Genomic DNA, 20,578 nt, shown 5'->3' with positions numbered 1-20,578 from the left:
GACTTCGACTCTTCAGCCAAGTTACCTACCGCAGCAAGCAGGAAGGGGCTTTCAATGCGACTTCTCGACAAGGTGGCCGTCGTCACGGGCTCGGGTCAGGGTCTGGGTAGGTCCATCGCCCTCGCGATGGCCGAGGAGGGCGCCAAGCTCGTCCTCTGCGACATCCAGGCGGACAAGCTCGAGGACGTGTCGGCGGAGATCGAGGCGCTGGGGCGTGAGTGTCTTGCCGTCCGCTGCGACGTTTCCTCGCGGGCCGACGTGGCGGACATGTTCGCGGCGGCGGCCGAGAGATTCGGCACCGTGCACATCCTGGTCAACAACGCGGCCAAGGTGCCGACCACCCCGGAAGACGAGATCCGCCGGAACAAGCACTACGCCTACGTCACCACCCCGATGCCCCGGCAGGCGGTGGGCGTGACCAGCAGCCTGACGGACGACGACTGGCTGCGCTGGTGGGACGTCAACGTCCATGGTGTCTTCTACTGCACCCACGAGGCGCTCGAGTACATGGAGCCGCAGAAGTACGGCCGGATCATCAACATCTCGTCGGTGGCCGGCATCTCCACCGCCAGCATGCACAGTCCCGGATACTCCGCCAGCAAGGCTGCGGTCGCGAACATGACGAAGACCGTCGCGCTCGACGTTGCCGGCGCGAACATCTACGTGAACGCCATTGCCTGCGGCGGCGTTTCGACGCCTCCGTTCGAGGAGTATCTCGAGCACGCAAGCGAGGAGCAGAAGCAGAACCTCTACCAGATGATCCCGGTCGGCCGTCTCGGCCGGCCGGAAGAGTACGCCTCGCTTGCGGTGTACCTGGCGACCGAGAACCACTACCTCGTGGGACAGGTGATCAGCGCCAACGGCGGCGTCGTCATCTAGCGCCGGTTCGTCCCGCGCAACACAACGCAATACCTGCACATCTCCGATGTCTGACGATCGGTCCGCAGGCATTGGCCGAAATTTCCCTGGTGGATCGCGGCAGCGAAGCCGAAGATTCCCACCCCGGGAAGCCGTACAGAGATAAGAGGAAGCCAGATGAGTCGTCAACGTAACTGGACGCGCAGCGCCATTGCGCTCCTCGCCGCAGCGGGCACCACACTCATGCTGGGAGCTTGCGGCAGTGCCGGTGGGGCCAGCACCGGGGCCGACGGCGAGGGCGCCGTCTTGAAGGTCGGATTGGCGCGCGGTGTGCCCGCCGACCTGATGACCTACGTCGCCGAGAACGAGGGCTTCTTCGACCGGCGCGGCGTCAACGTCGAACTGGTCACCATGGACAACGCCAACAGCCTTGCAACCGCGCTGATCTCCAACGACATCGCGGTGGACACCATGGTGCCCGCGCTGATGTGGCCCGCGATCGACAAGGGCGCTTGCGTGAAGGCGATGGGCGGCACCGTCGGCAACACGCTGGAGGTCATCGCGCAGCCGGGCACGGAGATCAAGGGTGACCCCACCGATCCCGACACGACGATGCAGAGCCTGAAGGGCAAGACAATCGGTGTGATTGCTCGCGGATCGGGGACCGAGCTGTGGATTTCCGCGCTGCTGAGCCAGGCGGGAATGGACCCCGCGAAGGACGTCACGTTCGTGGCCGTCGGCGCGCCCGCGACCGCGATCCAGGCGTTCAAGGCCAAGCAGGTCGACGCCATGTACTACGGGCCCACGATGGAAGAGCAACTGCCCCCGACGGACGTCGTCCGCGTGACCGACATCGTCGGCCGGGACGGCAACGCGCTCTCGCCGCTGGTCCAGGCGTACTACACCACCTCGTGCGACGCCGTCGAGCAGCGGCCCGACGACATCATGAGTTACTGCAAGGCCATGTGGGATGCCTACGACTTCTCGCGGGATCCGCAGAATGACGAGGCCATGGCCAAGTGGCTCGCCGAGCTGATCGGGGACACATCCTCGGGGGGCACCAGAGCCTGGGCGACGCTGAAGAACGCCTACATCGAGCCTACGATTCAGTCCGACGCGTGGGAAGCGCAGGCGCCCCTGGTCTCCTCGCCCGCTCCGGATGTACCGGACTTCGCCGGCTCGACCTATGCACCGTGCGCGGGCGGCGATCCCCGATAGAAGTGGCGTCCGCTCGTGTCGGTGACGAGTCGCCGACACGAGCGGCGGACGCCGGTTAGCGTGGACGGGTGAGCCGCACCATCACCGACAACATCACCAAGGACACCCGACTGTGCATGTCGCTGTCGGGCCGGCCCAGCAACATCGGAACCCGATTCCACAACTTCCTGTACGACGAGCTCGGTCTCGACTTCGTCTACAAGGCGTTCACCACCACCGACCTGCCGTCGGCCATCGCAGGGATCCGCGCTCTCGGCATCCGCGGGTGCGGGGTGTCGATGCCGTTCAAGGAGGCGTGCATCGAGCACGTCGACGTGGTGCACCCGTCGGCGTCGGCGATCGACTCGGTGAACACGATCGTCAACGAGGACGGCGAACTGCACGCGTACAACACCGACTACCAGGCGGTGGCGGACCTACTTCATCGTGCACAACTCGATCCCGACCGGACCGTCGCGGTCGCCGGCAGCGGCGGCATGGCGAAGGCCGTCGTCGCCGCGTTGCGGGACAGCGGTTTCCGCACCGTCACCGTCGTCGCGCGCAACGGTGAGACGGGACCGGCACTGGCCCAGACGTACGGCTTCGAGTGGCGGCCCGTACTCGGCGAGGCCCACCCGCAACTCCTCGTCAACGCAACCCCGATCGGCATGGCCGGCGGCCCGGACGCCGACGCGCTGCCGTTCCCCGAGGATGCGATCCGTGCGGCCGAGGCCGTCTTCGACGTGGTCGCGATGCCGCCCGACACCCCACTGATCCGTGCCGCCACCGCGGCAGGCAAGACCGTGATCACCGGCGCCGAGGTGATCGCGCTGCAGGCGGCCGAACAGTTCGCCCTCTACACCGGGGTCCGGCCCACCGACGACCAGGTCCGGCGGGCGTCCGAGTTCTCGAGGTCCTAGGAGGCCCTGTTGGCCGATCTCCCGCCGAACGACCCCAGCGAATCGCCGAGCACGCGCCTCGCCCGCAACTTCAGCGAACTCCTGCAGGAGCTGCGGGTGGAGCAGGCGGGCGTGCAGATCCTGTTCGCCTTCCTGCTCGCAGTCGTCTTCACCACGGTGTACGAGGAGCAGTCGGTCTACGTGCGCACACTGCACTTGATCACGGTGCTGTGCGCCGCGGCGTCGTCGGCCCTGCTGATCGCGCCCGCGGTGTGGCACCGGATCCTGTTCCGGCACCGTCGGCGCGCGGACATCCTGCGCCAGGCGAACCGATGCGCGCTCGCGGGCTCCGGATTCCTCGCCGCGGCGATGGTCGGGACGGTGCTCATCGTCGCGGAGATCGCCGTCGGCGGCTGGGCCGCGAAGCTCATCGGGGCAATCACCGCATTGTTCTTCGTCGCGCTGTGGTTCGTCGTCCCCTCCCTGCTGCGCCGCGACGACCAGCTGCGCTGACCGAACACGAGGGGATATCGTCTGATCCCATGGCAGCCCGCGACGAGCCCGAACCGCGCGCCGAAGCGTATCCCGCCCTGTGGCCGGTGCCGACCCGTTGGGCCGACAACGACCACTACGGGCACGTCGACAACGTCACCTACTACTCGTACTTCGACACCGCGGTCAACGGATGGCTCATGGCCAGCACCGGACTCGACATCCGCGAGCTGTCCGCGATCGGCATCGTCGCCGAGGCGTCGTGCCGGTTCGTGCGCGAACTGTCGTTCCCCGACCAGTTGCACGTGGGCCTGTCCGTCGAGCACCTCGGAACGAGCAGCATCGTCTTCGCGCTGGCGATCTTCCGGGAAGACCCCGACGACGTCCTGGACCTGGCCGCCACCGGACGGCTCGTCCACGTGTACGTCGACCCCGACACCCGCCGACCGGTACCGATTCCGCCCGAGATCCGCAGCGCCGCAAGCCTGCTGGCCGTCTCCGACGACTGACGCCACGCCCCGGCGAGTTCGGTTGCCGCCGTGCGGGTCCCGTCAGTGAGGGTTGCCCGATGCGTCGTCGTCGGCCAACCGGTCGAGGGCGGCCGACAGTCGGCGAATCGAGGCGAGGGCGTCGGCCAACTAGTCTTCCCCGACGGCCTGCGCCAGGAGGCCGGCGAATGCGGCATGGGCCGCGCACCACAGATGGAGTGGGCACCCGCCCAGCGCGATCAGTCCAGACCGACCGCGTCGGCCGTCGCGACCGCCCGATGAACGATGCTGTCGATGAACTCGGCCGTCGGACCGCCCCCCTCGGCCCGGTTCCGGGGATCGTCGATGGTGCGGCGGAGAACCCCCTCGGCGATGATCGCGAGCTTCCACAAAGCCAGGACGTGCCAGAAGCCGACGTCGGACACGTCGCGCTTGGTCTCGTGCACGTACACGTCGACCAACTCGTCCCGGGTCGGGAAGCCGTCGAGGGTCGACGCCATGAGCAGCCCGGACGGTCCGTCGCTGCGTTGCGGCCAGTATGCGAGCAGCCCCCCGAGGTCGGCGAGCGGATCACCGAGCGTGCACAACTCCCAGTCCAGCACCGCGACCACCCGGCCGTCGTCGGGCGAGGTGATGACGTTGCTGAGATGGAAATCGCCGTGCACCAGCGTGGTTTCGGTCTGCATCGGGATGTTCCGCGACAGTCGCTCGGCGAGCGATTCGATCTCGGGCACATCGTGCGTCTTGGACTGCTCCCACTGCGCGGACCACCGCTTGAGCTGACGTGCGGCGTACGGCTTGGCGCTGGCCAGGTCGAGCAGGCCGGCCATCTCGAGATCCACGCGGTGGATGCTCGCCAGCGCCTTGGGCAGCGACAGTCCGATCGCGCGGCGACGCTCGGGCGTGAGCCGCCCGACCTCCCCTTCACCCTCGACGACGACGTCGTCGATGATGACGCCGTCGACGTAGCTCATGAGCACGAGCGGCGCGTCGGTGATCGCCGGATCCTTTGTGAGACCGAGCATCTTCGGAACCGGCACACCAGTTCCCTGCAGCGCAGACAGGATTCGATGCTCCCGCTCGACGTCGTGCGCCGATGCGAGCAGACGACCCAGGGGCGGCCGGCGCAGCACCCACCGCCCGCCACCCGAATCACGCACTGCAAAAGTGAGATTCGACTGTCCGGCGCCGATCCGCTCGAACGACAGCGGCGCCAGCGCGCCGACACCGAGTCCGGTGATCCACGTCGAGACGGCATCCTCGTCCAGGCCCACAACGCCCATTTCGCATCACTCCCCTGCCGTGCCTCGTGCGTACTTCCGGATGGTGAAAAACGACTGCTCTGCGTGTTTCGATCCGGCGCCCCCGCGACGCCCGTCCGCAGATGCTAGCGTCCCGCAGCCCGTGACGCGGGTATTACGGAGCGCTCACTGTTCACTGCCGGGCCGTGCGCTCGAGCAGCGGCGCGGTGCGCGGCCCGACCAGTTCCCGCATCACCAGCGCCATGTTGGTGCGCTCCACGCCGGGGATCTTGAGGATCTGCCCGGCCAGCCGGTACAGGTCGTCCGCGTCGGTCGCCACCACCTTCACGGACAGGTCGGTCAGTCCGGTCATGCCGTAGACCTCGACGACCTCGGGGATGTCGGCCAGCGCGTCGACGACGTCGTCGAGTTGATGCTGGTCCACCCGGGTGGCGACGAAGGCCGCGAGCGGGTAGCCGAGCGCCCGCGGGTCGACCAGTCGGTCGAAGCCGCCGAGGGCCCCGGACCCCTCCCACCGGGACAGGCGGGCCTGGACGGTGTTGCGCGACAGGCCGAGTCGCTGGGCGAGCTCCACACCGGTCGCCCTCAGGTTGCGGGCCAACTCGAGCAGGAGCCGGGCGTCGGTGGCGTCGAGAGTGGTCATATTTCGCAGTATGCCCGCGAAAGGCACTTCCCAACCGTGCACTGTGCTGAATCGTGACGATGACACTTGCGCAGATCGCGAAAGGGCGGATGCTATGAGGTAGAGCACAGACGATCCGGCGATCGCTCACGAGGCACCGTCGGATCCAGAGCCAGCGAGGTGACCCCGATGGCCGACAGGATCGACTTTCCGGTGCAGCTCGTCCAACCCGACGGACGGCGCGTTCACCGACCCGACTACGCCGCGCTCGTGTCCGACGTGGGTCCCGACGAACTCCGGGACCTGTACGAGGACATGGTGGTTGCGCGGCGCATCGACACCGAGGCAACACACCTGCAGCGGCAGGGGCAGCTGGGCATCTGGGCGCCGCTGCTCGGGCAGGAGGCCGCGCAGGTGGGCTCGGTGCACGCACTGAACCCCGACGACTACATATTCACCAGCTACCGCGAGCATGCCGTCGCCTACTGTCGCGGCGTCGACCCGGCCGTGATGACGCGGATGTGGCGAGGCTGCGCGTACTCGGGCTGGGATCCGGCGACGGTCAACATGACCAATCCGGCGATCGTCGTGGGATCGCAGGGGCTGCACGCGACCGGGTACGCCCTGGGCGCGCACCTCGACGGCGCCGAGATCGCCACCGTCGTGTACTTCGGCGACGGCGCGACCAGCCAGGGCGACATCGCCGAGGCGCTCGGCTTCGCGATGAGCTTCAACGCGCCGGTCCTCTTCTTCTGCCAGAACAACCAGTGGGCCATCAGCGAACCCGTGCAGCTGCAGAGCCCGAACCCGATCGCGCTGCGCGCCGCCGGCTACGGCATGCCGGCCGTGCAGGTCGACGGCAACGACGTCCTCGCGGTGCTGGCGGTGACCCGGCAGGCCGCGCAGCGCGTGCGCGAGGGCGCCGGTCCGTCGTTCGTCGAGGCGATCACGTACCGGATGGGCCCGCACACCACGGCGGACGATCCCACCCGGTACCGGGCGGCGGCCGAGAACGAGGTGTGGCGGGCCCGCGACCCGATCGACCGGATGCGCCGACTCCTCGACCGCGAGGGGCTGCTCGACGACGCCTTCGACGCCCGGGTCACCGCCCGCGCCGACGAGGTCGCGGCCCGCCTGCGCGCCGGCGCCCTCGAGGCCGCGGATCCCGGCCCGGACGAGTTGTTCGAGCACGTCTACGCCACCGCCCATCCCCTGATCGACGAGGAACGCGCCACCTACCGCACGTACCTCGACAGCCTGAACCGTGAGGAGGCCCAGTCATGACCACTGTCGTCAGCTCCGCAACCACGATGACGCTCGGCGCCGCCCTCAACGCCGGGCTGCGGCGGGCCCTCGAGGACGACCCCAAGGTGGTCCTGATGGGCGAGGACATCGGCAAGCTGGGCGGCGTCTTCCGGATCACCGACACCCTGCAGAAGGACTTCGGCCCGGCCCGCGTCCTCGACACCCCGCTCGCCGAATCCGGGATCGTGGGAACAGCGTTCGGGCTGGCGCTGCGCGGCTACCGGCCGGTGTGCGAGATCCAGTTCGACGGCTTCGTCTACCCCGCGTTCGACCAGATCGTGTCCCAGGTCGCCAAGATCCACTACCGGACCCGAGGACACGTGCGGGCGCCGTTGACGATCCGCATCCCGTACGGCGGCGGCATCGGCGCGGTCGAGCACCATTCGGAATCACCGGAGGCGTACTTCGCGCACACCGCCGGCCTGCGGGTCGTCTCGCCGAGCAACCCCGCCGACGCGTTCGCGATGATCCGGCAGGCGATCGCCCTCGACGATCCGGTCGTCTTCCTCGAGCCGAAACGGCGGTACTGGGACCGCGGCGAGGTGGACATCGACGCACCGCCGGACCTGCCGCTGGACCGGGCGCGCATCGCCCGCGCCGGCACCGACGCCACCCTCGTCGCGTACGGGTCGATGGTGCCGACCGCGTTGCAGGCGGCGGACATCGCCGACGCCGAGGGCACGTCGCTCGAGGTGGTCGATCTGCGGTCGCTGTCCCCCATCGACTTCGACACCGTCGAGGAGTCGGTGCGGCGCACCGGGCGGCTCGTCGTCGCACACGAGGCCCCCGTGTTCGTCGGCCTCGGCGCGGAGATCGCCGCCCGGATCTCGCAGCGCTGCTTCTACCAACTCGAGGCGCCCGTGCAGCGGGTCGGCGGATTCGACGTGCCGTACCCGCCGGCGAAGCTCGAGAAGCACCACGTCCCCGACGCCGACCGCATCCTCGGCGCTGTCGACGAGGTGCTGGCGGCGTGAGCGGCGTGGAGGAGTTCCGCCTGCCCGACCTCGGGGAGGGGCTGACCGAGGCCGAACTGGTGTCGTGGGCGGTGGCCGTGGGCGACACCGTCGAACTCAATCAGGTGATCGCGGAGGTCGAGACCGCGAAGGCCCTGGTGGAGTTGCCGTCGCCGTTCGCGGGCGTGGTGCGGGAGTTGCTGGCGCGACCCGGCGACACGGTGCCCGTCGGAACCGCGCTGATCCGGATCGAGTCGACGCGCCCCGCCGACGCCGTGCCGAGGGACGAGCCGAAGTCCGAGTCGGTGCTCGTCGGATACGGTCCGTCGTCCCCCGCCCCCAGCCGGCGGCGCCGACCCGCCGCGCAGCCGTCCCGGCCGGTGGGAGGCAGGCCGGACGCGGTCCCCGCCGCCCGACGCGCCGCACGAGACCTGGGCGTCGACCTGGCCACGCTCACCGGCACCGGACGCGGCGGCGCGATCACCGTCGACGACGTGGAGCAGGCGGGGCCGGCGACCACCCCTGCCGTTGCCGCGCCCGTCCCGGACGAACGCGAGACGCGCACGCCGATCCGCAGCGTGCGCCGGCAGACGGCGGCGGCGATGGTGGCCAGCGCCTTCACCGCGCCGCACGTCACGGAATTCCTGACCGTCGATGTCACCGAGACCGTGCACCTGCTGGGACAGCTGCGCGCCTCCAGCGCATTCGCGGGCCTGCACCTGACACCGCTGTCGCTGGTCGCGAAGGCGCTGCTGCTCGCGCTGCGCGCCCACCCGGAACTGAACTCGGCGTGGGCCGAGGACACGCAGGAGATCGTCACCAAGCACTACGTGAACCTCGGGATCGCGGCGGCCACCGACCGCGGCCTCGTCGTCCCGAACGTCAAGGACGCCGACAAGTTGCCGCTTCCCGAACTGTGCCGCGCGCTGGGCGAACTCGCCGACACCGCACGCGCGGGCAAAGCGACACCCCAGGACCTGACCGGGGGAACGATCACGATCACGAACGTGGGGGTCTACGGCATCGACACCGGCACCCCGATCCTCAACCCGGGTGAGGCGGCGATCCTCGCGCTCGGTGCGATCAACCGACGACCGTGGGTGGTGGGCGACGACATCGTCGCGCGGGACGTGACCACGCTGAGCGTGACCGTCGACCACCGCCTCGTCGACGGCGAGCAGGCGTCGCGGTTCCTCGCCGATCTCGGGGCGACCCTCGCCGACCCCGTGCCGACACTCCTCGCGCAACTCTGAACGCGCCCAGGACAGCTGAAGGGGCCCTTCAGACGCTGCCGGCGCACGTAGGGTCCCTTCAACTGTCCCGAACCTTGGGTACAAAGGGATACGTGCACCCCCGAACCGAGCCGCCGACGCATCTGCGCTCGGCGCGGGCCGCGATCTTCGGCGTGTTCGGGATCAACGGGTTCCTGCTCGCGATGTGGGTGGTCCACATTCCGGCGATCGAGGACCGGACGAACATCGCCCACTCCACGCTCGGGTCGCTGCTGCTGCTGCTCGCGGTCGGCGCGATCGCCGGCATGCAGCTGTCGGGGCCGCTGGCGGATCGGTTCGGCAGCCGACTGCTCGTCGCGCTCAGCGGCACGCTGCTGTCCGTCGCGACCATCGGCCCCGGCCTCGCGTCGACCGCGTGGCAGCTGGGCTTGGCGCTGATGGTGTTCGGGTTCGGCAACGGCGCCCTCGACGTGTCGATGAACTCGCAGGCCGTCCTCGCCGAGCAGGCGTACCGCCGGCCGATCATGTCGGCGTTCCACGGCATGTTCTCGATCGGTGGCGTCGCCGGATCGCTCGTCGGGGCGGTGACGATCAAGGCGGGCTGGTCACCGGCCACCACGCTCGCGGCGGCGTCCGTGCTGGGCGTCGCGGTGATCGTGCTGTGCACGACCAGGCTGCTGCCGCCGTCGGCGCATCCCCGGCCCGAACATCACGAGCCCCGCCCGCGCGGACGGTATTCGCCGCGGGTGCTGGCGCTGGGTGCCGTCGCGTTCGCCCTCATGCTCGCGGAGGGCGTCGCGAACGACTGGACCACGCTGCAGGTCAAGGAACACCTGGGCGTCTCGGCGTCCGTCGCGGCGCTCGCGTTCGGGGCGTTCTCGCTGACGATGACGGTGGGCCGGTTCACCGCGGACCGGGTCAGCGCCGCGTTCGGTCCCGTGGCGGTGGTGCGCTACGGGGCGCTGATCGCGGCTGCCGGCATGGCGCTGGTCGTCGTGTCGGGGTGGCTGCCGACGACGCTGCTCGGGTGGGCGCTGTTCGGGCTCGGGCTGTCGGGCTGCGTGCCGCAGATCTTCACCGCGTCCGGGAATCTCGGGACCGGTGCGGCCGGAGCGAATATGTCCCGCGTGGTGGGAATGGGCTACTTCGGCTTCCTCGCCGGCCCGGCCACGATCGGGTGGCTCACCCAACTGGTGCCGCTCACGGTCGCGATGATCGTGCCGCTGGCGTGCGTGCTGGTCGCGTCCCGCTTCGCGGGTGTGGTGCAGCCGCCCCGCCGGACGGTGACCGCAACGGCGGAAGAGACCCTGCACACGCCGTGAGCGTGCGAAGGGTCCCTTCTGCTGACAGGCGGAGGGGGATCGCCCCGTCAGCTGCCGTTCTCGTGTTCCGTGGTGTGCCGAGGCCTACAGGGCCTTGAGCTCCTCGGTGACCTCGGAAACCATCTTCTTGGCGTCGCCGAACAGCATGGACGTGCCGTCCGCGGTGAACAGCGGGTTGTCGATGCCGGCGTAGCCCGACGACATCGACCGCTTGAGCACGATGACCGACTTGGACTGGTCGACGTTGAGGATCGGCATGCCGTAGATCGGCGAGCTCGAATCGTTCCGCGCGGCCGGGTTGGTGACGTCGTTGGCGCCGATGACGACGGTGACGTCGGTGCGGGAGAACTCGCCGTTGATGTCGTCCATCTCCTTCATCGCGTCGTAGGCGACGTCGGCCTCGGCGAGCAGGACGTTCATGTGACCGGGCATGCGGCCGGCGACCGGGTGGATCGCGTACTTGACCTCGACACCCTTGTCCTCGAGCAGCGCCGCCATCTCCTTGACCGCGTGCTGGGCCTGCGCGACCGCGAGACCGTAGCCGGGGACCACGATGACCTGGTTCGCGTAGGCCATCTGGATCGCCGCATCGGAGGCGGAGGTCGCCTTGACGGTGCCACCCGCCGCGCTGCCGCCCGCGCCGCCGGCGTCGCCGCCGCCGAACGAGCCGAAGATGATCGCCGGGATCGACCGGTTCATGGCCTTGGCCATCAGGTTGGTCAGGATCGAGCCGGAGGCGCCGACGATCATGCCGGCGACGATCATCGCCTGATTGTTCAGGGCGAGACCCGCCGCGGCGGCCGAGAGGCCGGTCAGTGCGTTGAGCAGCGAGATGACGACGGGCATGTCGGCGCCGCCGATCGGCAGCACCACGAACAGGCCCATCACACCGGCCGCGACCAACAACCCGACGATCAGCCACGGGGACTGCGGCTCGCCGTCGGCGCCGAGGCCGATGTAGACGGCCAGGCCGACCGACACCAGCGCGAGGACGATGTTCGCGAGCTGGAACAGCTTCGCCGACGCGACGACCTTCTTCTCGAACGTCTTGTTGAACAGTTCCTGCAGCTTGGCGAACGCGACCAGCGAGCCCCAGAACGAGACCGAGCCGATGATCGCCGCGAACAGCGAGCCCACGATGAACGGCGCCGACGGGACCGTCTCGACCGCGGTGAAACCGTCGGAGTTGAGGAACTCGGCCCACGCGATCAGCGCGACGGTGCCGCCGCCGACACCGTTGAACAGGGCCACCAGCTGCGGCATCGCGGTCATCTTCGTGCGCAGCGCCGGCGGGACACCGAGGATGATGCCGACGGCGAGGCCGCCGACGATCAGGCCCCAGTTGTCGGTGTCGCGGATGTCGATCAGCACGGCGACGACGGCGACGAACATGCCGACCGCGGCGATGTAGTTGCCGCGGACCGCGGTCTTCGGGCCGGTCAGGCCCATCAGACCGTAGATGAACATCGCGAACGCGACGATGTAGAGGATCGTGACGAGGTAACTCATCAGGCGTCAGCCCCCTTCTTCACGGCTGCCTTGGGGGCGTCCTTCTTCGGCTTGAACATCGCGAGCATGCGGTCGGTGACCACGAAACCACCCACGACGTTCAACGTGCCGAACACCAGCGCGACGAACAGGATGACCTTGATCGACCACGGGGCGTCACCGGGCAGATGCCCGAGCACCACCAGCGCGCCCAGCACCACGATGCCGTGGATGGCGTTGGTGCCCGACATCAGCGGCGTGTGCAGCGTGTTCGGCACCTTCGAGATCACAGCGAAACCCACGAACCCGGCCAGAACCAGGATCGCGATGTTCGCCAACAATTCGGTGTACATCTACGAGTTCTCCTTCGATCCGGTCACGCACGCACCGGCGAGGATCTCGTCCGAGAAGTCGGGCGCCAGCGCGCCGTTCTCGTCGAGCATCAGCTCGATCAGGGCCGCAACGTTCTTCGAGTACAGCTCCGAGGCGTGCTCGGGCATCGTCGCCGGGAGGTTCAGCGGCGAGCAGATCGTCACACCGTGCTTGACGGCGGTCTGGCCGGGCTCGGTGAGCTCGCAGTTGCCGCCCGTCTCGCCGGCCAGGTCGACGATCACGCTGCCGGGCTTCATGCCCTCGACGGCCGCGGCGGTCACCAGACGCGGCGCCGGACGACCCGGCACCAGCGCGGTGGTGATGACCACGTCGAAGCCCTTGATCGCGTCCTCGAGCGCCTGCTGCTGCTGCGCACGCTCCGCGTCGGTCAGCTCGCGGGCGTAGCCGCCCTCACCGGCCGCGTCGATGCCGAGATCGAGCCACTGTGCACCCACCGAGCGGACCTGATCCGCGACCTCGGGGCGCACGTCGTAGCCGGTGGTGCGGCCACCGAGACGCTTCGCCGTGGCCAGCGCCTGCAGACCCGCGACACCCACACCGAGGACGAGCACGGTGGCGGGCTTGACGGTGCCGGCCGCGGTGGTCAGCATCGGGAAGAAGCGGGTGGACTCGGACGCGGCGACCAGGACGGCCTTGTAACCGGCCACGTTCGCCTGCGACGACAGCGCGTCCATCACCTGGGCGCGGGAGATACGCGGGATCGCCTCGACGGCGAACGCGCTCACCCCCGCCGCGGTGAGGGCACCGATCTGGTTCTCGGCGTTGCGCGGCGCCAGGAAGCCGATCAGCGTCTGCCCCGACCGGAGCTTGCCGACCTCGGAGTCCGACGGCGGTGCGACCTTGACGACGACGTCGGAGGTCCACGCGTCCCCGATCGTCGCGCCCGCCTCCTTGTACAGCTCGTCCGGAATCAGGGCCCCCAGTCCGGCACCGGGCTCGACGACGACGTCGACGCCCTTCGCGGCCAGGGACGCCACGACCTTCGGCACCAGCGCCACCCGTCGCTCGCCGTCGCTCGTCTCCCGAACGACACCGACCGATGGGCGCACCTGTGCCGCGCTCTTCGATGTATCCAATGTTTCGACTTCCTGCGGTAGATGGTGTGCCTGCCGCGACGGGCGGCAACTATCGAGCGATCGACGGACGATGACCCGATCGATGCAAGTGGTCCACGATGGTAAGCAGAACTACCGTGAGCAAGGGAACACACGCAAGTCGTCGATGCCGTCTGAATCGAGTCCGAACAGAGGTATACCACTGTAAGAGACACATTTTGTGATACAGCTCACTAATTCACATGGACGTAACTTGACGGCCGAATAGGCCCAAGAAACGGAGGTTCGGAGATGCACACTCGAGCCGTCGACATCGAACGTGTGTACGACCACCCTGGCGCGGAGGCCGGATTTCGGGTCTTCGTCGACCGGCTGTGGCCGCGCGGACTGCGTAAGGATTCGTTCCACTACGACGACTGGGCGAAGGATCTCGCACCGTCGACGGAACTACGTCGGTGGTACAGCCATGACGTAGCAGAGTTTGCCGAGTTTCGCTCCCGCTATCTCGCTGAGTTGGAATCTCCGGACGGGCGCACCGCTGCCGAGCGGGTTCTCGAGCTCGCGCAGGACCGCCCGATCGTCCTGCTGACCGCGGCCCAGGACGTCGATCACAGTCATGCAGCGGTGCTGCAGCAGTTCCTGCAGGAGTCGGTCTGATCCTCACACCGTGACGTATCGGGCACGCAGTCGGTGCTTGATCAGCTTCCCGGTGGGTGTGCGCGGGAGCTCGTCCGTGAAGTCGATCGACCGCGGCGCCTTGTAGTGCGCGACCCGGTCGCGGACGTAGTCGAGCAACTCCCGCTCCACCTCGGAGTTTCCCGTCACACCGTCCGCCAGTTGGACAACGGCCTTGACCTCTTCTCCCATCTCGTCGTGCGGCACGCCGATCACCGCGACGTCGTGCACCTTGGGATGCAGGGTCAGCACGTTCTCCGATTCCTGGGGGTAGATGTTGACGCCGCCCGAGATGATCGTGAAGGCGGCCCGATCGGTGAGATAGAGGTATCGCTCGTCGTCGATATAGCCGATGTCCCCGCTGGTGGTCCACGTCGGATGGTCCGGATGCTGCGCGGACGCGGTCTTGTCGGGGTCGTTGTGGTACTCGAACGGCAGTTCGTCGCGCTCCCAGTACACGGTGCCGATCTCCCCGGTCGGCAACTCACGTCCCGACTCGTCGCAGATGTGGACGATCCCGACCACACCGTCGCGACCGACGGATCCGGGATGCGCGAGCGCCTGCGCACTGTCGATGAACGTGACCCCGGATCCCTCGGTGGAGGCGTAGTACTCGTGGATCACCGGTCCCCACCAGTCGATCATCGCGCGCTTGACGTCCGGCGGGCACGGCGCCGCCGCGTGGACCGCCACCCGCATGCTCGACACGTCGATGCGGTCCCGAACATCTGTCGGCAGCTTGAGCATTCGCACGAACATCGTCGGCACCCACTGGCTGTGGGTGACGCGGTAGCGCTGGATCAGCTCGAGTGCCTCACGAGGTTCGAAGCGGTCCATCACGATCACGGTGCCGCCGACGGAGTTGATCGTCCCGCAGAAGCGCAGGGGCGCTGCGTGATACAGCGGCGCCGGGCACAGGTAGACGGTGTCGGAGTCGAACCCGTACATCGGCGAGAACACCGCGGTGTACGGGTCGAGCGTCTGGTGGACCTGCCCGTCCGGCAGCTTCGGCTTGATGCCCTTGGGGCGGCCGGTGGTTCCCGACGAGTACAGCATGTCCTGGCCGCGCGGCTGCGACGCGAGCGGTTCGCGCGACTGTTCCGCGAGCACGGTGTCGTAGTCGTCGTATCCGTCGACCGCTCCCCCGAACACCAACCGGTGCCGCACCTTCGGCAGGTCGCCCACGTCCGCGGGCAGCGCGGCCGCGGCGTCCGCGGACACCACGAGCGCCGACGCCTCGCAGTCGTCCACGACGTACGCCGTCTCCGCCGGGGTGAGATGCCAGTTGACCGCGGTGACGTAAAGCCCGGATCGCAGCGCCGCCCAGTACACCTCGAGCACCCGCAGGTCGTTGCCGGCAACGATGGCCACGTGGTCGCCGGGGCGCAGACCCACCGACTGCAGGTAGCGGGCCAGCCGCAGTGAACGGTCGTCCAACTGCCTATACGTGAGTTGCTCGCCCGTCGCGGGTCGGATCACCGCGGGCTTGTCGGGCGTGGATGCGACGAAGTTTCCGGGAAACACGGCGGCTCCTCATGTGAACGGTGATTCGCACGATCGGTGTGCGTCGATGGTCCACCCCCGTTCGCGACTTCGGGGTGATTTCGACCGAATCGCTCGCAGACCGACTCGCCGCGACGTTTGCGGTCCGAGTCGTCGCTCCGGGCGGCGATCGGTCATAGAGTGACAGGGTGACCACGGACGCGCGCGCCGAGCCGATCACGTCGGTCGATTTCCACTTCGACCCGATGTGCCCGTTCGCGTTCCATGCGTCCCGATGGATCCGGCACGTCCGCGCCGAGACCGGAATCGACGTCGCGTGGCGCTTCTTCAGCCTCGAGGAGATCAACCGCCGCGACGATCAGAAGCATCCGTGGGAACGTGAGTGGTCGTACGGATGGTCCCTGATGCGGATCGGCGCGCTGCTCCGCCGCGAGAGCATGGACCTGCTGGACCGCTGGTACTTCGCGACCGGGCACCTGCTGCACGTCGACGGCGGCAAACCGCACGACCCGGCGGTGGCCCGCGACCTGCTCGACCGACTCGGTCTCGACCCCGGCCTGCTCGACGTCGCGCTGGCCGACCCCACCACGCACGACGACGTCCGCGCGGACCACGACCGGGTGGTCGCGTCGGGCGGGTTCGGCGTCCCGACGCTGTTCGTCCAGGGCACTGCGTTCTTCGGCCCCGTGCTGATCGACCCGCCCGACGGCGAGGCCGCGGTCCGCCTGTGGAACACGGTGACCGAACTGCTGGAGTTTCCGCACGTCTACGAGATCCAGCGGGTCAAGGGCCCGTCGGACGCCGCGGACATCGGACGCGCCCTCGAACCGTACGTGCGGGGCCGTGACTGGCAGAGCATCGACCGAGGCGAGGTCGTCGACCTCCCCGTAGCGGAAACGGAGAGCGACACATGAGCGAGTTCCCCCAGGGCATGCTGGTCGACGCCCTGTCCGAGCAGTGGGCGGTGCTCGACGACGTGCTGTCCACCGTCGAGGGCGACGCCTGGATCACGCCGACCGCGCTGCCCGGTTGGACCGTGCGCGACATCGTCTCGCACATCATCGGGACCGAGTCGATGCTGTCGGGACTCGAACCCCCGGAGACCGCGATCGACGTTCACGGACTCCTCCACGTGCGCAACGAGATCGGCGCCTACAACGAGCGCTGGGTGGAAGGGTTGCGGGCCCACACCGGGGACCAGATCCTCGCGATGTTCCGCGAGATCACCTCCACCCGGCAGGAGGCCCTGTCCGCCATGACGCAGGCCGACTTCGACGCGCCCACCGTGACCCCGGCCGGGCCGGCGACGTACGGCCGCTTCATGCGGATCCGGCTGTTCGACTGCTGGATCCACGAGCACGACATCCGTGACGCCCTCGACGTCCCCGCCGGCGACGAGGGCGGCTCGCGCGGCGATCTCGCGTTCCAAGAGATCGCCGGGGCGCTCGGCTTCATCGTCGGCAAGCTCGGGCACGCGCCCGACGGCGCCCGCGTGACGTTCGAGCTGTCCGGTCCGCTCGCCCGCACGCTCCACGTCGAGGTCGACGGCCGCGCCGCCGTCGTGCCGGCGCTGTCCGGGCCGGCGACGTCGACGATCGCGATGGACTCGCGTCTGTTCACCCGGCTGGCGTGCGGACGCACCGTCGCCGCGGACCACGTGTCGGAGTTCGAACTGGGCGGCGACAGCGAGGTGGGGCGGCGCATCCTCGACCACCTGGCCTACACGGTCTGACCGCGCGTGCGACTGTTCCTGTCGTCGTATCGTTTCGGCGCGCACGTGGACCGATTCCTGGATCTGGTCGGAGGCCCCGGGCCGATCGCGGTGATCGCGAACGCCGCGGACGCGTGGCCGGTCCGGGCGCGGGAGTCGGCGGTGGTGAGCGACGTGGTCCCGTTGCGGCGACTCGGGTTCGCCCCGGCCGAGGTGGATCTGCGTGACTACGTCGGCGCCCCCGACCGGTTGGCGGACGCACTGTCGGCGTTCCGCGCGGTGTGGGTGCGGGGCGGCAACACGTTCGTGTTGCGCGCCCAGTTGGCGCGCAGCGGCGGCGACGAGGTGCTACCGCGACTGCTTCGCACCGGCGTGCTCGCCTATGCGGGGTACAGCGCGGGCGCCTGCGTCATGGCGCCGTCGCTGGTCGGGGTGGACAGCGCTGACAACCCCGGAGAGGTGGCGCCGACGTGCGGGGTGGAGCCGCGATGGGACGGGCTCGGACTGGTCGACTTCGCGATCGTGCCGCACTGCCCACCCGTCGGCGGGAACCCGCAGGATCCGGTGCCGGACACGGCGAACCCCGGCGACGAATCGGCCCGAATGATCGAGGCCTGCCGTGCCGCCGGGGTTCCGTACAGATGTCTGACCGATGATCAGGCGATCGTGGTGGACGCCGACGCCACCGCGACACTGTCGTAGCCGCCGACCGCCACCTCGGAGTGCTCCGGCCGGTCCAGCGCGGCCCACGTCATCTCGCAGCGCCGGACCGTCATCTCGTCGGCCTCGGACAGCAGCGTGTCGAGCAGGGACTTCGGTTCGAGGCGCCACGCCACATCGATCCGCTCGACCTGCGAGTTCGTGAAGAGTCCGGATCCGGCGACGGCCGACACCCACTCACCCACGTCTCCGCGGTGAATGCGGTCGAGTGAGTCGTAGTCGACTCCTCCGTCCATGAATTCGTACGCGAACATCGCCGCGACGTAGTCCTCGATGCAGTTCGACGAAGCGCTCACTACTCCGCGCCCCTTTCTCCCCGACGGCCCGACCTCGTTCTGGCGGACATCACGTTCCGGGCGACAAGGATGTTGATGATGGTGACATCGCGTAACGCTTCGATAGCGCCGGGCGATTGGAATCGACGCTAACGCGACGAAAGACGGGGGCGTTACTGTTTGATCATCACGATCGGATAACGAAACCCGGCGTTCACCCGGCCGCGCATCACTCGAAACCTGCGACAAAACTATTGGACTCGAGTACATTCGAAGGACGCCGAAAATATGCTTTGCGCTGCTAATATGCGCGCGCGCACGCGGCGGCACCGACGCCCGCCCGCCCCGCGAAGGAGGAGACGATCCGTCGGTGCCGTCCGGTCGAGCGTTCGTTCGCCTAGCGCGCCGAGTGCGGCGCACCGATCCCCGGATCGATCTGCACCGGACCGGCCGCGGACGGCGCGATCGGGAAGTCGAAGATCGCCGTCGGCAGGTACACCGTCGCGCACGAGTTCGGGATGTCCACGACGCCGGACAGCCGGCCCTCGATGGGTGCGGCACCGAGCAGCAGGTACGCCTGCTCCGGGCTGTAGCCGAACTTCGTGAGGTACTCGATCGCGTGCAGGCACGCCCGCTGGTACGCCAGGTGGGAGTCCAGGTAGCGCTGTTCCCCGTCGAGCGTCACAGAGGTCCCCGAGAAGGCGAGCCACTCGGAGTACTGCGGGTCGGTGTTGCCGGGCATGAAGATCGCGTTCTCGGCGACACCGTAGGTCTCCATGCCGCCCTTGATGAGATCGACGCGCAGGTCGATGAATCCGCCCATCTCGATCGCGCCGCAGAACGTGATCTCGCCGTCGCCCTGGGAGAAGTGCAGGTCGCCCACCGACAGCTTGCCGCCGTCGACGAACACCGGGTAGAAGACGCGACTGCCCTTGGTGAGGTTCTTGATGTCCTGGTTGCCGCCGTTCTCGCGGGGCGGCGCGGTGCGCGCGGCCTCGGCGGCCACCCGGTCGAAGTTGGCGCCGGTGAGCGTCCCGAGGATCGCGTCCCGCGGTTCCGGCGGCAGCGCCAGTGGTGGCACCCGCTCCGGGTCGGTCGCGATCAGCGCGGCCTCGCGGGTGTTCCACTTGTTGAGCAGCGCGTGCGACGGGGCCGTCCCCATCAGGCCGGGGTGGACGATGCCGGTGAACTTCACATGCGGCACGTGCCGCGACGTCGCGGTCTGCCCGGCGAAGTCCCAGACCGCCTTGTACGCGTCGGGGAACTGCTCGGTGAGGAAGCCGCCGCCGTTGTCGCGCGGGAAGATGCCGGTGTAGCCCCAGCCCTGGCCGGCGAGCGGCCCCGAATCCTCCTGCGGGATGGGCCCGATGTCGAGGATGTCGACGATCAGCAGGTCGCCGGGCTTCGCGCCCTCGACGGCGAACGGGCCCGAGAGCGTGTGCACCGTCGTGAGCGGCGCGTTCAGGATGTCGTCGGCCGAGTCGTCGTTGTGGATCGCACCGTCGAACCATTCGCGGCAGTGCACCCGGAACGAGTCGCCCGGTTTGACGGTCACCGCGGCCGGGATGTCGGGGTGCCACCGGTTGTGGCCGATCTTCTCCTGCTCGGTGAACTTCTTGCGGGAATCCAACGGGAACAGCAACTCGGGCATGCAGGGCTCCTCACGACATGGTCGGTTTACTCAGGGGCGGGGCAACTTTCGGTGGAGCGGGTCGGTGGTGACCTTCTGGGTGGTGCGGCGGGCGCCGGGACGGGGGCCCTGCACGACGGCCGGTTCGCTCGCGGACCGCGCGGTCGCGTCGAGCAGTCGCATCGGTGTCGATGCGCCGTGGCCGAGGCGCGGCGCGGTCATCTGCCGCCGCGCGTCGGACGCGCAGTCGGGGCAGGTGCTCGTCTCGGGGACGGCGGCCATCGGAAAGGTGCGGTCGAAGGGACCGCAGTGATCGCACCGGAACTGGTAGAGGGGAATGACCGAGTCCTTTCGCCGGGGCAAGGATCGAAGTCCCTCAGACGGTATCGGAGACCGGGCCGGACCGCGCGCGACACGACTTGTCCGCATCGTCCCCACTGGTGAAGCGCCGAATCCCGTGACGCGTCCACGCGTGCGGGTCCACACTTGAGGCGACAC

22 protein-coding genes are annotated in these 20,578 nt (G+C 68.7%); 13 read left to right on the top strand and 9 right to left on the bottom strand.

What is annotated here, in order from left to right:
• The first annotated feature begins 54 nt into the window (after positions 1-54).
• The 5 genes from EGT67_RS17865 to EGT67_RS17845 all read left to right on the top strand — a co-directional run bounded on the left by EGT67_RS17865 (position 55) and on the right by EGT67_RS17845 (position 3,955).
• Entirely contained in the window at positions 55-879 is an 825-nt protein-coding gene (locus EGT67_RS17865) for an SDR family NAD(P)-dependent oxidoreductase (RefSeq protein WP_127917430.1), read from the top strand.
• A gap of 156 nt (positions 880-1,035) precedes the next feature.
• The gene (locus EGT67_RS17860; RefSeq protein ID WP_127917429.1) at positions 1,036-2,076 is read left to right on the top strand and encodes an ABC transporter substrate-binding protein; all 1,041 of its coding nucleotides are present in this window, start codon (positions 1,036-1,038) and stop codon (positions 2,074-2,076) included.
• Positions 2,077-2,144: 68 nt separating this feature from the next.
• The gene (locus tag EGT67_RS17855) at positions 2,145-2,975 is read left to right on the top strand and encodes a shikimate 5-dehydrogenase (protein ID WP_127917428.1); all 831 of its coding nucleotides are present in this window, start codon (positions 2,145-2,147) and stop codon (positions 2,973-2,975) included.
• 9 nt (positions 2,976-2,984) lie between these two features.
• The gene (locus EGT67_RS17850) at positions 2,985-3,467 is read left to right on the top strand and encodes a DUF6328 family protein (RefSeq protein ID WP_127917427.1); all 483 of its coding nucleotides are present in this window, start codon (positions 2,985-2,987) and stop codon (positions 3,465-3,467) included.
• A 29-nt stretch (positions 3,468-3,496) separates the two neighbouring features.
• A complete protein-coding gene (locus EGT67_RS17845; protein ID WP_127917426.1) occupies positions 3,497-3,955 on the top strand; it encodes an acyl-CoA thioesterase in 459 nt (152 codons plus the stop codon).
• Positions 3,956-4,173: 218 nt separating this feature from the next.
• On the opposite strand, the gene EGT67_RS17840 is transcribed toward EGT67_RS17845, so the two are convergent.
• On the bottom strand, positions 4,174-5,217 hold the full coding sequence (locus tag EGT67_RS17840) for a phosphotransferase family protein (protein ID WP_127917425.1): 1,044 nt from the start codon (positions 5,215-5,217) through the stop codon (positions 4,174-4,176).
• A gap of 151 nt (positions 5,218-5,368) precedes the next feature.
• Positions 5,369-5,839, bottom strand: coding sequence for an Lrp/AsnC family transcriptional regulator (locus EGT67_RS17835; protein WP_127917424.1), 471 nt, complete (start codon positions 5,837-5,839; stop codon positions 5,369-5,371).
• A 168-nt stretch (positions 5,840-6,007) separates the two neighbouring features.
• Here EGT67_RS17835 and pdhA point away from each other — a divergent pair, with 168 nt between their 5' ends.
• The 4 genes from pdhA (at position 6,008) to EGT67_RS17815 (ending at position 10,630) form a co-directional block, all read left to right on the top strand.
• Entirely contained in the window at positions 6,008-7,102 is a 1,095-nt protein-coding gene (gene pdhA, locus EGT67_RS17830; protein WP_127917423.1) for a pyruvate dehydrogenase (acetyl-transferring) E1 component subunit alpha, read from the top strand.
• Entirely contained in the window at positions 7,099-8,097 is a 999-nt protein-coding gene (locus tag EGT67_RS17825; protein ID WP_127917422.1) for an alpha-ketoacid dehydrogenase subunit beta, read from the top strand. The genes pdhA and EGT67_RS17825 overlap by 4 nt, the downstream gene beginning before the upstream one ends.
• Complete coding sequence (locus tag EGT67_RS17820; RefSeq protein ID WP_206612428.1) at positions 8,094-9,329, top strand: dihydrolipoamide acetyltransferase family protein; 1,236 nt, start codon at positions 8,094-8,096, stop codon at positions 9,327-9,329. The genes EGT67_RS17825 and EGT67_RS17820 overlap by 4 nt, the downstream gene beginning before the upstream one ends.
• Positions 9,330-9,511: 182 nt before the next feature.
• A complete protein-coding gene (locus EGT67_RS17815; protein WP_241566108.1) occupies positions 9,512-10,630 on the top strand; it encodes an MFS transporter in 1,119 nt (372 codons plus the stop codon).
• 84 nt (positions 10,631-10,714) lie between these two features.
• Here EGT67_RS17815 and EGT67_RS17810 read toward each other — a convergent pair whose 3' ends face one another.
• The 3 genes from EGT67_RS17810 to EGT67_RS17800 are packed head-to-tail and all read right to left on the bottom strand — an operon-like array spanning position 10,715 to position 13,587.
• Positions 10,715-12,139 (bottom strand): NAD(P)(+) transhydrogenase (Re/Si-specific) subunit beta, encoded by a 1,425-nt coding sequence (locus EGT67_RS17810; protein ID WP_127917420.1) that lies wholly within the window; start codon positions 12,137-12,139, stop codon positions 10,715-10,717.
• Complete coding sequence (locus tag EGT67_RS17805) at positions 12,139-12,471, bottom strand: NAD(P) transhydrogenase subunit alpha part 2 (protein ID WP_127917419.1); 333 nt, start codon at positions 12,469-12,471, stop codon at positions 12,139-12,141. The genes EGT67_RS17810 and EGT67_RS17805 overlap by 1 nt, the downstream gene beginning before the upstream one ends.
• The gene (locus EGT67_RS17800; protein ID WP_127917418.1) at positions 12,472-13,587 is read right to left on the bottom strand and encodes a Re/Si-specific NAD(P)(+) transhydrogenase subunit alpha; all 1,116 of its coding nucleotides are present in this window, start codon (positions 13,585-13,587) and stop codon (positions 12,472-12,474) included. It lies immediately after the preceding gene.
• A gap of 270 nt (positions 13,588-13,857) precedes the next feature.
• Between EGT67_RS17800 and EGT67_RS17795 the strand changes: the two genes are divergently transcribed.
• Complete coding sequence (locus tag EGT67_RS17795; RefSeq protein WP_127917417.1) at positions 13,858-14,223, top strand: DUF488 domain-containing protein; 366 nt, start codon at positions 13,858-13,860, stop codon at positions 14,221-14,223.
• Between the two features lie 3 nt (positions 14,224-14,226).
• Here the strand turns inward: EGT67_RS17795 and EGT67_RS17790 are convergent, their stop codons facing one another.
• On the bottom strand, positions 14,227-15,765 hold the full coding sequence (locus tag EGT67_RS17790) for an AMP-binding protein (protein WP_127917416.1): 1,539 nt from the start codon (positions 15,763-15,765) through the stop codon (positions 14,227-14,229).
• A 194-nt stretch (positions 15,766-15,959) separates the two neighbouring features.
• Between EGT67_RS17790 and EGT67_RS17785 the strand changes: the two genes are divergently transcribed.
• Genes EGT67_RS17785 through EGT67_RS17775 form a run of 3 tightly spaced genes read left to right on the top strand, consistent with a single transcriptional unit; the run spans position 15,960 to position 18,157 of the window.
• Positions 15,960-16,658 (top strand): mycothiol-dependent nitroreductase Rv2466c family protein, encoded by a 699-nt coding sequence (locus tag EGT67_RS17785; protein ID WP_206612431.1) that lies wholly within the window; start codon positions 15,960-15,962, stop codon positions 16,656-16,658.
• Positions 16,655-17,476 (top strand): maleylpyruvate isomerase family mycothiol-dependent enzyme, encoded by an 822-nt coding sequence (locus EGT67_RS17780; protein WP_127917414.1) that lies wholly within the window; start codon positions 16,655-16,657, stop codon positions 17,474-17,476. Before EGT67_RS17785 ends, EGT67_RS17780 begins: the two co-directional genes overlap by 4 nt.
• Before the next feature lie 6 nt (positions 17,477-17,482).
• Complete coding sequence (locus tag EGT67_RS17775) at positions 17,483-18,157, top strand: Type 1 glutamine amidotransferase-like domain-containing protein (RefSeq protein ID WP_127917413.1); 675 nt, start codon at positions 17,483-17,485, stop codon at positions 18,155-18,157.
• Here the strand turns inward: EGT67_RS17775 and EGT67_RS17770 are convergent.
• From EGT67_RS17770 to EGT67_RS17760, 3 genes are all read right to left on the bottom strand, one after another.
• A complete protein-coding gene (locus EGT67_RS17770) occupies positions 18,112-18,429 on the bottom strand; it encodes a hypothetical protein (RefSeq protein WP_127917511.1) in 318 nt (105 codons plus the stop codon). The genes EGT67_RS17775 and EGT67_RS17770 overlap by 46 nt on opposite strands.
• 418 nt (positions 18,430-18,847) lie before the next feature.
• The gene (fmdA, locus tag EGT67_RS17765) at positions 18,848-20,101 is read right to left on the bottom strand and encodes a formamidase (protein WP_127917412.1); all 1,254 of its coding nucleotides are present in this window, start codon (positions 20,099-20,101) and stop codon (positions 18,848-18,850) included.
• Between the two features lie 30 nt (positions 20,102-20,131).
• Positions 20,132-20,443, bottom strand: a complete 312-nt coding sequence (locus EGT67_RS17760; protein WP_338324867.1) for an FmdB family zinc ribbon protein — start codon at positions 20,441-20,443, stop codon at positions 20,132-20,134.
• Positions 20,444-20,578 lie beyond the last annotated feature (135 nt).

The organism is Prescottella agglutinans, from assembly GCF_004011865.1.
GTDB lineage: Bacteria > Actinomycetota > Actinomycetes > Mycobacteriales > Mycobacteriaceae > Prescottella > Prescottella agglutinans.
The sequence above is the reverse complement of the archived record's forward strand: the minus strand, read 5'-3'. Positions and strand labels throughout refer to the sequence as shown.